Here is a 12,527-nt window from a genome sequence, read left to right as displayed (position 1 = left end):
AGGCGACTCTTCGTCCCGAACGAACGATCAGAGAGCGCCGACGTGCTCACACGCCGGAGCTGACCTGCGGGAACGGTCCGCCAGTCCATGGATGTCCACTGCCGGACGCTTCCGGTGTCACTCAGTTCGTCACCCATCAGGCCGGCGCAGCCATCAGCGCGTCGGTCTCCGCGAAGCCCAGTGAGCCGTCGAGGGCCTGGTAGGTCCCAGCGGTCAGCAACTCGCGGGCGGCGTGCCGCGCCGTCGCGTACGCGGCCAGGGCGATCGCCGGGCCGAGGCTGACCCTCGTGACACCCAGGCCGGCGAGTTCACTGATCGAGGGTGAGCCCGGCCCGGCCATGACGTTCAGCGGCACGGTGAGCTCGGCGGCGAGCGCCGCTATCGTTTCGGCGTCGGCCACGCCGGGCACGAAGATGCCGTCCGCGCCGGCGGCGATGTAGGCCGCCGCCCGGTCCAGCGTGTCCCGCAGCCGGGTGGCGGGATCTCCGATGGACAGCAGGTAGGTGTCGATCCGGGCGTTGACGAACAGCGCCGAACCGGCGGCCTTCCGCGCGGCCCCGATCCGTTCGACGTGTTCGGCGGGCGGCCGCGGACCGTCTTCCAGGTTGACCCCTACCGCTCCGGCATCGAGCACCCTGCGGATCGTCTCGGCGACCCCGTCGGGGTCCTCCGCGTACCCGCCTTCGATATCAGCCGTGACCGGCACACTGACCGTGGACGCTACGCGGGCGATCAGGTCGAGTGCGCGGTCCCGGCCCATCGTCTCGCCATCGCCCGCGCCTACGCTCCAGGCCACCCCGGCGCTGGTAGTTGCGATGGCGGCTGCGCCGGCCTCCTCGATCAGCCGGGCGCTCGCGGCGTCCCAGGCGTTGGGCAGCACCAGCGGTTGACCGGGGCGGTGTAGGGAGCGGAAGTGCACGGCTTGATCCTGGTGCGAGTTGGTCATGGACCTAAGCAAACCGCCAATCGGGCAGCGGGTCTGGCGGGTATCGGACCACGCCGTCATTCCAGCCGTTTCCCGGACCTGGGGCGGAACGGCGGTCACGCGTCTGACCTGCACCGGAAGATAGGCCAAGTTAGGCGGAGTCACCATGAGGCGTCAAGATCATGACTGACAGGTGACTCACCATGATCCACCGCGCACTCGACGCAAAGCCTGCCGCGCCCGGTCGAACCAGCCCGCCTGGTGTGGTGTGTCGGAGCCAGGCCGCGGGGACTCGGCGCACTGCGTACGAGGCGCGGCTGTTGCGTGGCGTGGTGGTGACCTCCAACCCGGGCGTCTATCGGGGCACACGGTTCCGCTGCTGGTCGCCTGACTCGTCTGGTCGAGTATGGCCGGACCGTTGGCTCGGGCGCTCCTCAATCGCTGCTACCGCCTCAGGTTTCACGCCGATGCATTCCGGCGCAGCTCGCGATACTTGACGGTAACCACCGCAAGTAGGAATAGGTCGATGGCGAGCCCAACGAGCGCCCCGAACTGGTGAACGGTAAAGCTGAAGACCTGACCGAACAACAGGTCCACCAGAAGCGCGAGCCTAAACAGCCGGAAGGCCCCCACCTCGTCGCGGGGCAGCAGCAGCGCCCCGCGGATGCTGAGCACCACAGTGGCCAGCGCGGAGGACGCGACCCCTAGCACCGCACCCCATTCCTGATGGTTCGGTAGATCTCCAACGACTGTATCCACCCCGACCCGCGCCACGACGACGAGCGGCTCGCCGAGCAGGTAGACCACCACCAAGCCGACTACCCACCGACGGCTGACCACCCAGGCCATCGCCTGCCGGGCACGTCGTGCCCACGGTCGCCGGAGTGGGGCTCGGGCTGGCTCCCTCCGGGGTACGGTCTCCAGCAGCCGGGCCACCGCCTCCGTCACGTCCGGACCACAGTCGCGGACCAGCCGCAGTACCGCGCGTCTACGCCGATCGGACAACCCCTTGTCGAGGCCCCCGATCACCGTGTCCAGGGCGTTCGCCGTCCGTTCGGTGCAGGACAACCGGGTCCGTTCCCGGAGCGCCTGGGTGATGATGAGGAGTAGGGCGAACGCCGCGTAGATGATGCCGGCCGCCGGTGCGTAGAAGTAGTCGGCCTGGGCGGTGACGAATTTGCCGACCTGGTCGATGAAGAGCCCGAACCCGATCCCGCCGAGGATCGCGCCGAAGAAGCGCGCCCTGCTGCCGAGGAATACCAGCACGACACCAAAGCCTACGGTCAGCAACAGACCACCCCAGAGCACGTGCGCGATGCGTAGGCTTCCAGCGTCGAATCGCGGGAAGCCGGTCGCGTGAAGATACGCCCGAGTGAGCAGCACAGCTACCACTCCGGAGAGGACGAATGTCAAGATGTCGGAGGGCGCCGAAACAGCCTGCGGCGGCATCGACCAGCGAGACCTGGAGTTGGGCATACCTTGACGTTAGTATTCCAGCCGCACTTCCGTCGGCGGCGTTTGCGCAGCTAGGACCGCAGACACGGATCAGGCATCGAACACATGATCTTTCGGGTGCGGGGCAGGTCTGGACGACCTTAAAACGCGGATCGCTGGCCGGTTTCGGCGGGTGGAGCCATGCCCCCTGCGAGGCCTGGAATCGGGCACATTTGCGGCGACGGTGCCCACGACGTTCTCGCCGTCACTGCCACCCAAGCACAAAAGGGGGCACCAACGGCCACATGGTCAGCGTTGGTTCCAGTGCACACCCCAGTCTACTGATGCCGACCGATCCCGTCGTATCTGACGTACAACTGGCGACGGCGCACCGCATTGCCCGAGCCGTCCAGCTCGTAGCCCTCCAGCCACAGCCAAGAGGTGACCCCGCTGCTCACCGACGGCCGCTTCGACCACCCCACTGGTCAACAGCTGCTCAGCGCCGCCGCCGAACTCGCCCAACTCGCCGGCTGGCCGGCTGGCCGGCGTACGACACCGCCCAACACGGCATAGCCACCAGGCCCCCTACCTCGGCTACACCGCCGCCGGCCTCGACCCCGCCCGAGCCGCCGGCCAGACCGCCCACCGCGCCGGACTTCCCGCCCTGACCGCCGCAGCACACGTCATCCAAGCCCACGCCCTGGCCAAAGCCAACGACGAATGAGCCAGCGCCACCGCCCTGCACAACGCCAGGCAGAACAAGCCCTCGACCGAGCCGACCGCAGCACCGACCCGCAATGGCTCAGCTACTTCGACGAGGCGTACCTGTCCGCCAAGTCCGGACACTGCTTCCACGCCCTCGGCCGCAACACCCACGCCGAACGCTTCGCCGCCCGATCCCTACGCATGAACGATCGCTTCGTACGCGGCAAAGCCTTCAACCTCGCCCTACTCGCCAACATCCACGCCCACCAGGGGCAACCCGAACGGGCCTGCGCCTCCGGCGCGCAACTCGACGTCCACCCGCGAGTCGCCATGCAGATCCTCCGGCACGCCCGCTTCTCCGTAGCGATGGAGATCTACACCCAGGCCACCTCCACCGCGACCCGCGACGCCCTGAAACGCCCTCGGCGACCCCCTAGAAGGTTGATCTACCACGGCCCCGAGCCGGCGCCGGGCTCAGCGTTCGTCTGCCTCAACGGCAGGCAGATCGAGATAGGCCAGCAACCGCAGCACCCCGGCAAGATGTTGCAGGTCGTGCCAGAGCACCGGCTCGTCGTCCGCCGGACCGCGCAACAGATCACGCAGCTCCGCCACGTCGTCACTGCTCTGCCCGACGTCAGTTCCAGAGGCCGGGTCCTCCCGGATATTGAAGGCAGAAGGTAGGTCCACATTCCAGTACTGGTCGACGTCGAGGACTGACAGATCAATCTCCGAACCGAACCGCTCCTGCACGGCGTCCAGCAACATCGTGCACACCTGACGAAGTTCCTCGACCGTGAGTGTCCCTGTCATGTGCACCGCATTTCGCGAGAGAATTACCGCCGTTGCTGTACTTCGCTGCTGTATGGGCAGCAGAAAGGCCACCTCCCTCGATGGGAGGTGGCCTTTGAGCTGGGTGGGCGATACTGGGATCGAACCAGTGACCTCTTCGGTGTGAACGAAGCGCTCTCCCGCTGAGCTAATCGCCCGTTGGCTCGGATGACTCTACCTGATCGCCGATGCCGACCCAAACCGAGCCCTCAACGCGGCCTCAGGTGACCCAGGACCCAGGCCACCACGTCGATGCCGACGCTGTACTTGAGCGACAGCCACACGACGGTCGACACAAAGACGAGCCCGACCGAGCCGATGACAAACCGCACCGAGAGTGACTGACGCTTAACCCATTCGGTCCAGTTGTAGACGTGCCGGCGGGTGAAGGTGAGTAGCCGCCGCGCCCAGTGGAACTCCACCGCCCAGACCCCGAGGCCGGCGATCACCAGCAACCAGCCGGGGCCCGGCAGTGGGATCAGCGCGATTCCGACGGTCACGATGATGGCGCCAGTGATCGCAACAAAGACCTTGAGGGCAAGTCGGCCGGTGGGGTTGGCGCGAATCAGCGCGAGGGTGGTCGAGATTCGCTGGCGCCACCGCGACCGTTCTCGCTGGGCGGGGACGAGCGCCGCCCCCGCTGCCGGCGCGCCCGCCTCCGAGCCGGTTCGGCCCGGCTTACTCCGCTGTTCGTTCGACACCCCGCACCCCCGCCGTTCGGCCGTCTGGGTCGCGATGATCAGTTGGCCCAGCGGCGTGGCTCGATCCACTGAGGATCGCTCCGTCACTTTTCCTCCCCCAGTGTGGCGCGCGCCCGTCACTGCGACCGTGGACTGGACGTTACCGGAGTAGTCGACGACTGAAGCACCTGATGCCGATCGGCACCGCGGACGGGCAGAACCGGAAATCCTACAGGAACTTTCACATTCTGGAGGACACTCCGAAGACCTTCCCACCACTGGGTGAAGTCAGCGTATGGCGGAGCGTAGCTAGGGGCAGCACCTGAGTATGGGAAAAGCGGGACACGCGCGTCCCGCAGCGGTGCCGGGGGGAGAACGTCCATGAGTGTCATCCGACCGACGACCGTAGAGGTCGAGACGTCGCTAAGGCTCGTCGCACCTGACGCCACGGCCTTGCCGGTGCGCGCCAGTCTGCGCTACGACCCTGCTGACCCGTATGCCGTCCACGTCCTGTTCCATGCGGAATCGGCTGGTGGCGAGGCGGTCAGCTGGTCGTTCGCACGGGAACTGCTGGTGACCGGCCTCGATGAGCCGGCCGGCATCGGCGATGTGCGGGTCTGGCCCTGGGCCACCCCGCGCGGGGACTTCGTCGCCCTGGCGTTGTCGTCCCCAGATGGCAACGCCCTGTTTGAGGTGCCGCGGAGCGTCTTGGTGCGCTTCCTGCGGCGGACCTACGTCGTCGTCGCGCGCGGCCGGGAGGCCGAGCACCTGGACGTCGACACGGCGGTGAACCGGCTGCTCGCCGGACGCTGAGATCGAAGGGGCTGGAGTCTGGTGACTGGTCAGCCGGGGCCGCGCGGAGCTGCCGAGTCCGCGCGACCCCGGCTACCCCGGTCGGTACGCGAAGCGGTGCGCCGCGGATGCGCCCGGCTCAGCCGTGGGTGGTGATGCCGCCGTCAACGGGGATAACCGCGCCGGTCAGGTACGCGCCGGCCCGCGACGACAGGTAGATCGCGGTGCCCGCCATGTCCTCCGGCCGGCCGATGCGGCCCAGCGGCACCTGCTTCTCGATGGCTGCCCGGGAGGCGGGGTCATCCAGCGCGAACGCCATCATCTTGCTCTCGAACGGGCCCGGGGCGATCGCGTTGACGGTGATGTGTTCGGTGGCGAGTTGGTGGGCGAGGCTGCGAGTCAGCATGTGCACGGCGGCCTTCGTGGCGGAGTACGCGTAGACCTCCATCCAGGGGACCCGGATCCCGTCCACCGAGCCGATGTTGATGACGCGGGCGGGCTCGTCCGCGGTGCCCGCCGCACGCAGTACGGGCAGCAGGGCGGTGGTGAGCCGGAAGACGGCCTTGACGTTGACCGCCCAGAGTTTGTCGAACGCGCTCTCTGGATAGGCCTCCAGTGGCGCACCCCAGGTGGCACCCGCGTTGTTGACCAGTACGTCGAGTCGGTCGTGCCGCTCTCGTACGGCGGCGGCGAGCGCCTCGGCGCCGGCGTCGCTGCTGAGGTCGACGGGGACCGCCGTGCACTCGCCCAGCGTCGACAGTTCGCCGGCGACCGCGGTGCAGACGTCCGCCTTCCGGGCAGCGATGATCACCTTGGCGCCGGCCCGGACGAAACCCTCGGCAATCATCCGGCCGATCCCGCGCGAGCCGCCGGTGACCAGGACGGTCTTGCCGGAAACCGAGAAAAGATCCGTCATGCCCATCCCCTCGCTGTACTCCCCTACCGCTCGGTAACGTAATCGCCTCGCTCAACCCTCACAACCCCTGACGCCGGCACCGCTCGGCGAGTGGGGGCAGCTCCCATACCGAGACTCCCTCGATACGTGCCCGCTGGGATGCGGGAATCGGCGTACGGGGCTACCGTCACAGGTGATGTTCTCTCCTGTTCATCACTTTCGGGACGCCGCCGTCAGCGCGGCGCTCGGCTTCGGTGACCTGGTGGCCGATCCGGTGTGGCTGCGTCCGATCCTGGTGGAGAGGGACCTGCTCATCCTGGTCACCGCGGGGCATGGCCGCGCCGAGGTGGACTTCCACACCCTGTCCTGCCGCCCGGGCACACTGCTGCGGGTCCGGGCCGGCCAGGTGCTTCGGTGTGGACCATCCAGCCTTGGTGCGATCGTGGTGCACTGGACGTCGACGGCGCTGCACGGATTCGACGTTGCCCCCGAGGCGGCCCCGGCCTGGCTTGAGCTGACCGGTGCGGACGGGGCGACCATCAGCACCGGGGTCCATCAGCTCGCGGCGGACTGCGAGCGGCATCGCGGGGCGCCCGCCGCACTGTTCCGCCACCAGCTGGCGGCGCTGCTGCTACGGCTGGCCCTGCTGGTGGACTCCGGCCGGGGGTCTCAGCCCGCGCCGCGGTCGGCGTCGCGCACCGAGACCAACACGTTCCGACTGCTCTGCCGGGAGTTGGAGCAGGGCTACCAGCGCAGCCGACGGGTGGAGGACTACGCCGACCAATTGGGCTGCTCCGTTCGTACCCTGACCCGCGCCTGCCTGGCGGTCACCGGGCGCAGCGCGAAGCAGGTGGTGGACGAGCGGGTGGCGTTGCAGGCCCGCCGCCTCCTCGCGGCGACCGACGAACCGGTGGCGCGAGTAGGCCAGCGGCTCGGTTTCTCCGAGCCGACCAACTTCGGCCGGTTCTTCACCCGGGAGGTCGGGGTCAGTCCGGGAGCGTACCGCGCCGCTTGGGAGCACCCCGCCGACCACTCGACGCCGACCGAACCGGACTCGGCACCCACCCTGCCCGCCCGGGACGCTCCGTCCCTGGTACGCCCGCGCCCACCCGCCGACGCCGACGACGGTCAGTCACAGATGCCGGGCCACAGCGATGACCACGTCACCGCCGAGTCGGCCGTGCTCGGGGTCGCGAACAGCGGCGCCGCATCGCAGCAGCCCGGTGAGCGCCCGCTGCACGTCGACTGACCGGTACGCGGTCGCGGTCAGAGCGTGTCGGCGCAGCTCGGTGACGGTGCGGGGGCCGGAGCGGGCCAGCTCGGCGAGGAGTTCCTGGCGTAGCGATTCGGGCTCGGGTGCGATGTCGAGCAGCTGCCCGGCCGGGTCGGCGGGGTCCCGGTAGCGGACCAGGGTGTCGTCGTCCGCCGCCCACAGGTTTTCCTTGAACGCCTCCAGGCTCCGGTCGTGGCCGGTGCCGAAGGCGAGCCGCCGCGCGGGTGACCCGTCCACCGGGACCAGGTCGACCTGGGTGGTGAGCGGGAAGCCGGCGTCGGCGAGCCTGGCCCGCACCGAGCTCGACAGGCCAGCGGACGCCGGGGTAGCAGACGATGAGGCAGTAGGCGGAACACCGGCAGCTGTGGAGGCAGCAGGCGGAGGCACCGCCTCGGTGACCAGCAGGAGTTCGGCGGGACGGCCGGCGGCGCTGGCAGCCAACACGGCGGGGTCGGTGGCGCCGGCCCCGTCCAGGTACGACAGCAGTGGCGCCCCCGTGGCACCGGCCGCCTTCACCGCGACCGGCAGCCGGGCGGGCCCGCCGGGCACCAGGTGTACGGCTGTCTCGGCCGGCAGGGTCGCCTCCATCGCGCCCAGTCGGGCGGGGAGTTCCTCGCTTCCGTCAGCGAGCACCAGCACGGTGAGCTGCCGCCCGCGAAGCTGGCTGGCGTGTTCGGCGAGCACGCCGAGCACCGCTTCGGCGGAGTCGGTGGCCGCGAGTAGGGCCCCTGGACCGTACGCGAGCGCCACGACACTGGGCCGCCCCCGCGCAACCGCCCGGGACAACCACGCTTCGAGCTGCCGGCCGAGCAGTTCCCGTACCACCCCGTCCATCACGTCATCGGTTCTACCGCACCGGGATGGGCCGGGGGCGGCGGGGCCACCAAAAGCGGTCAACCGCCGTGGCCGCAGGCCCGCGCCGACCACGACCCTTCCGGTGCTCGGGTTCGTGCCGGTCCGGACGAGTGGGTGAGCGATGGGGCACCCCACACGTCGGAGGGTGCGCACCGATCCACTGTTTGACCTAGGACTTGGCGATCTTCAGGAAACCCGACCGGCGCGGGTCTTGTACATACCGTCGCTGGTTAAGCACGATGGGGCGTGCCTTCCGGCTTCGGTGACCTGACTGACCACGCGCATCATCTGGTGGCTACCGGCGACCTCGCCGGCGCCCAGCGGCTCCTCTCCGACGCGCTGACCGACGCCGACCCACGGCCTACCAAGGCCAGCGCCGAGTTGGCCGAGTTGGCGAGCCTACAGGCGAGGGTGCTGGTGGGGCTCGGCGATCCGCAGGCCGCGCGAGGTTGGGCCGCCTACGCGTACGCAGCCAGCAACCACCTGCACGGCCGCTCGGACGAACGGACCGTCACGGCAGCCGCCACCCTGGCCGCGGTGTTGCACCGGGTCGGTAGTTGGTCCCGGGCAGCCCGGATCTACCAGGAGGTGATTATCGAGCTGACCGCCCTGGACGGCCCGGAGGCGCTTCGCGTTCTCGCCGCGCACGCCGATCTGGCCACGCTGGAGTACGCCCGCGGACAGTGCCGGGTGGCCCGCGACCGGCTCGCCGACGCGTGGGAGCTGCACCGCGAGGTGTACGGCGACGGGCATCCCAGCGGCATCAAGATGCTCGCCCGACTCGGCGCGATGCAGCGCGACTGCGGGTTGTTCGCTTCGGCGCAGGAGAGCCTGGCGCTGGCCGAGGAGTTGTGCCGCCAGCACCTGGCCGAGGAGGACCCACTGGCGGGGCAGGTGGCCGCGCTGGGCCGGGCGGCGGCTGATCCGGAGCACCGCTGTGGCGGCCGTGCCGCAGACGGGCGGGAGGCCCCGATCGTGCCGGCCGCTCGGACGCCCCCGCCGGGAGAGGGGCCGCTCCCCGAGGACCGCCTGCTACCCGACGACGGGCTGCTACCCCACCACGGATCGCTTCCCGACGACGAGCTACTACCCGACGACGCGCCACTGGATGAGGCCGGGCCTCAGCATCCGTCGCAGCCCGGGTACAAACCCGCCGACCTGTACCGTCCGCCGGAGCCGGCCCGGCCGGTGGCCGAGGAGCATCCGACGGCCGGATACTCACCGCCGCCGACGGTCCCGACGCCCCGGCTACCGGTGGACGGCGCCGCAGTCCACCGACCACCCGAGCCCTTCACGCCGGATTCACCGATCAGCGGGGGCGAGCACGACCCGTGGCAGCCCGAGTCGTCGACCGAACACTGGGGTGCCGCCGTACCCCCCGCGGTGCTTCCCCTGACCCGCCTGGAGGAGGCCGACGGGGTCCGCCGGGTCGAACCCCACGAGTTGCCCGACGCGCCGCCGGATCAGCCGTCGCGGCTGTTGCCGGTGCCGGTGCCGCGCGCCACACGGCCGCCCCGTCACCGGCTGCCACTCGTGGTGGGTGGGGTGGTGGTGCTGCTGGGGACAGCCGCGGTGATCGCCGGGGTATCCCGGTTCGACGGATCGACACCGCCGCCGGCGGCGGACCCGGTAACCGGGGCTCCGACCACACCGGCGACCACTCCCGGCACTCCGCCCGGTGAGCTGACCCTGACCGACAACCGGGACAACGTCGCCCTGAGCTGGACCTACCCGGAGGGAGGAGAGGGCCCGGTGGTGGTCTCGGGGGGCCAGCCCGGCGAGTCGCAGGCCGTTTTCGCCAACCTGCCCGCCGGCAGCACCGAATTCGTCGTGCACGGGCTCAATGGTGGCGTCGACTACTGCTTCGCCGTGGCGGTGGTGTGGTCGACGGAGACGATCGCCCGCTCCGGGGATGTCTGCACCGAGCGCGGTTGACGCCGCGTCCGCTACTCGGTGGGCAGCGCGGGCAGGGTTACCCGCACGCGCAGGCCCGGTGGCGGGTCGGCGTCGTCGAGGTCGACAGAACCGCCGGCGCGCCGGACCAACTCGCGCACGATGGCGAGCCCCAGGCCGGCGCCACCGGCGTCCCGGTCGCGCGCGACGTCCAGCCGGGTGAACCGGCCGAAAACCCGTTCCCGGTCCACCGCCGGGATGCCGGGCCCGTCATCGGTCACCGTCACCCGGTGGTACGCGGGCCCGTCCGGCTCGACGCTGAGCAGCACCCGACTGCGGGCGTGCCGTACCGCGTTGTCGACCAGGTTGACCAGCACCCGGCGCAGTTCGTCCAGGTCGCCGACCGCCCAGAGCGGCGCCGCCGAGGGTGCCACCTGGACACTCGTCGCCGGGTGGCGAGCGGCCACCTCGGTCAGCAGGGCGCCCAGGGCGACCGGCCCGGTGCCGCGGGCGGGTGGGGCCTCGTCAAGGCGGGCGAGCAGCAGCAGGTCGTCGACAAGCCGGCCGAGCCGTTCGGTGTCGGCCAGCAGGTCCACCGAGATGGCTCCCCAGTCGGTCCGGTCCCCCAGCCGCTGCGCGACCTCGAGCTCGGTCCGCAGATTGGTCAGCGGGCTACGCAGTTCGTGCGCGGCGTCGGCGACGAACGCCCGCTCCCGGTCCCGGCTGGCGCGCAGCCGATCCAGCATGTCGTTAAGGGTCACCGCGAGCCGGTGGATCTCGTCCTGTGACGCTGGTACGGGTAGCTGGCCGCGCCCGTCCCGACCGGTGATCTCCTCGGCGCCCCGGCGCAGCGCCTCCACCGGGCGTAGCGTCGCGCCAACGGCCCGCCAGGCCACGAGGGCGAGGAGACCCACCAGCGGCGGGAAGCTCACCAGCAGGACAGTTTGGACGACGTGGATACTCTGCCGCACGTCCAGCAGCGAGCGGGCGACCAGCACGGTGAGCGGGTCGCCGTCGACGCCGGCCGGGACGGCCACCACCCGCATCGGCCCGGTCAGCCCCATTCGTTGCCCCGGCACGGTGATGCCGGCGCGGGCGGTGCGGTCGACCTGTTCCGGCCGGACCATCGGCACCAGCCGGTCGGCGTCGATGGAGGCGGCACGGACCCGTCCCCGCGCGTCGATCACCTGAACCCGCACCTGGCTGCCGGCGACGGGCAGGGGGTCGGGCAGGGCGTCTTCGGCGGCCAGCAGCGCGATGGCGTCGGCGGTGCGCAGCGCCTCCGTGTCGACGTTGCGGTGCAGAGTCCAGTTGAGCACGGCCAGCAGCACCAGACCGCCGACGACGAGCCCCGCCGACACGCCGAGCACGCCGATCACCATCAGCTGTCCGCGGAGGCCAAGGGGGGTCCAGCGCCGTCCGCGCGCCCGGCCGGCCGTGCGGGGTGGGGGGCCCGTGTCGGGGTGGGAACGATCGGCAGGCGCGGCGGGTTCGGTCATGAGGTGACGAGGCGGTAGCCGGCCCCGCGGACGGTCTCCAGGCGGTCCCGGCCGAGCTTGCGGCGCAGGTATCCCACGTACACCTCCACCGCGTTCGGAGCGGTCTCGATGTTGGCGTCCCAGACGTGGTCGAGGAGTTCGATTTTGGAGACCACCGTGCCGGGGCGGCGCATCAGGTAGTCGAGCAGGGCGTACTCCCGGGCGGTCAGCGCCACCTCGGCGCCGTCTCGGGTCACCCGCCGCCGGGCCGGGTCCAGCCGCAGGTCCCCCACGGTCAGCACCGCCGGTCGCTCCGGTGCACCGCGGCGCAGCAGGGCGCGCAGCCGGGCCAGCAGCACCACGTACGAGAAGGGCTTGGTGAGATAGTCGTCGGCCCCGCAGTCCAGCCCGTCGGCCTGGTCGTACTCGCCGTCCTTGGCCGAGAGCATGAGCACCGGCAGCCAGCGCCGCTCGGCCCGCAGCCGGCGGACCACCTCGTAGCCGGAGAGGCCGGGCAACATCACGTCGAGGACCATCGCGTCGTAGTCGCCGTGCCGGGCCGCATCCAGGCCGGCCGGCCCGGTCGAGGCCACATCCACCACGAAGCCTTCGGCCTGGAGCCCACGATGCAGTGCGGCCGCCAGCCGCGCCTCGTCCTCCACCACCAGCAGTCGCACGGGTCAAGAGTGCCACCGGCCTGGGCGCGCCGGAAACGCCGTCCTCAGCGTCCGCACAGGGTGCGTTCGGCAGGATGGTCGGTAGGAGGTGC

At 70.6% G+C, this 12,527-nt stretch carries 10 protein-coding genes, 1 tRNA gene and 1 pseudogene; 4 read left to right on the top strand and 8 right to left on the bottom strand.

The window, feature by feature from the left end; all coding sequences use genetic code 11:
• Positions 1–136: 136 nt before the first annotated feature.
• Together STROP_RS08105 and STROP_RS08100 are read right to left on the bottom strand one after the other, a co-directional pair.
• Positions 137–946, bottom strand: coding sequence for an isocitrate lyase/PEP mutase family protein (locus tag STROP_RS08105; protein WP_230582491.1), 810 nt, complete (start codon positions 944–946; stop codon positions 137–139).
• 438 nt (positions 947–1,384) lie between these two features.
• Entirely contained in the window at positions 1,385–2,374 is a 990-nt protein-coding gene (locus STROP_RS08100; RefSeq protein WP_011905501.1) for a hypothetical protein, read from the bottom strand.
• A 420-nt stretch (positions 2,375–2,794) separates the two neighbouring features.
• Between STROP_RS08100 and STROP_RS23835 the strand changes: the two are divergent.
• Positions 2,795–3,370 (top strand): annotated as a pseudogene (locus STROP_RS23835) (XRE family transcriptional regulator); the annotation flags it as partial.
• 608 nt (positions 3,371–3,978) lie between these two features.
• On the opposite strand, the gene STROP_RS08090 reads toward STROP_RS23835, so the two are convergent.
• Both STROP_RS08090 and STROP_RS08085 read right to left on the bottom strand, forming a co-directional pair.
• Positions 3,979–4,050, bottom strand: a tRNA-Val gene (locus tag STROP_RS08090).
• 51 nt (positions 4,051–4,101) lie between these two features.
• Entirely contained in the window at positions 4,102–4,662 is a 561-nt protein-coding gene (locus STROP_RS08085) for a TIGR02611 family protein (RefSeq protein WP_026275064.1), read from the bottom strand.
• A gap of 291 nt (positions 4,663–4,953) precedes the next feature.
• Between STROP_RS08085 and STROP_RS08080 the strand changes: the two genes are divergently transcribed.
• Positions 4,954–5,385, top strand: a complete 432-nt coding sequence (locus STROP_RS08080; protein ID WP_011905498.1) for an SsgA family sporulation/cell division regulator — start codon at positions 4,954–4,956, stop codon at positions 5,383–5,385.
• Between the two features lie 118 nt (positions 5,386–5,503).
• Here STROP_RS08080 and STROP_RS08075 read toward each other — a convergent pair whose 3' ends face one another.
• The gene (locus STROP_RS08075) at positions 5,504–6,280 is read right to left on the bottom strand and encodes a RhlG family 3-oxoacyl-ACP reductase (RefSeq protein WP_020678837.1); all 777 of its coding nucleotides are present in this window, start codon (positions 6,278–6,280) and stop codon (positions 5,504–5,506) included.
• A 175-nt stretch (positions 6,281–6,455) separates the two neighbouring features.
• Here STROP_RS08075 and STROP_RS08070 point away from each other — a divergent pair, with 175 nt between their 5' ends.
• A complete protein-coding gene (locus STROP_RS08070) occupies positions 6,456–7,508 on the top strand; it encodes a helix-turn-helix transcriptional regulator (protein ID WP_029125773.1) in 1,053 nt (350 codons plus the stop codon).
• On the opposite strand, the gene STROP_RS24710 is transcribed toward STROP_RS08070, so the two are convergent.
• Complete coding sequence (locus STROP_RS24710; protein WP_187151614.1) at positions 7,392–8,366, bottom strand: hypothetical protein; 975 nt, start codon at positions 8,364–8,366, stop codon at positions 7,392–7,394. The genes STROP_RS08070 and STROP_RS24710 overlap by 117 nt on opposite strands.
• Positions 8,367–8,633: 267 nt before the next feature.
• Here STROP_RS24710 and STROP_RS08060 point away from each other — a divergent pair, with 267 nt between their 5' ends.
• Positions 8,634–10,322, top strand: a complete 1,689-nt coding sequence (locus STROP_RS08060; RefSeq protein ID WP_011905494.1) for a hypothetical protein — start codon at positions 8,634–8,636, stop codon at positions 10,320–10,322.
• Between the two features lie 11 nt (positions 10,323–10,333).
• Here the strand turns inward: STROP_RS08060 and STROP_RS08055 are convergent, their stop codons facing one another.
• Both STROP_RS08055 and STROP_RS08050 read right to left on the bottom strand, forming a co-directional pair.
• The gene (locus STROP_RS08055) at positions 10,334–11,662 is read right to left on the bottom strand and encodes a sensor histidine kinase (protein ID WP_026275062.1); all 1,329 of its coding nucleotides are present in this window, start codon (positions 11,660–11,662) and stop codon (positions 10,334–10,336) included.
• 113 nt (positions 11,663–11,775) lie between these two features.
• Complete coding sequence (locus STROP_RS08050) at positions 11,776–12,435, bottom strand: response regulator transcription factor (RefSeq protein WP_011905492.1); 660 nt, start codon at positions 12,433–12,435, stop codon at positions 11,776–11,778.
• Between the last annotated feature and the right edge of the window lie 92 nt (positions 12,436–12,527).

This window comes from Salinispora tropica CNB-440, assembly GCF_000016425.1.
GTDB lineage: Bacteria > Actinomycetota > Actinomycetes > Mycobacteriales > Micromonosporaceae > Micromonospora > Micromonospora tropica.
The sequence above is the reverse complement of the archived record's forward strand: the minus strand, read 5'-3'. Positions and strand labels throughout refer to the sequence as shown.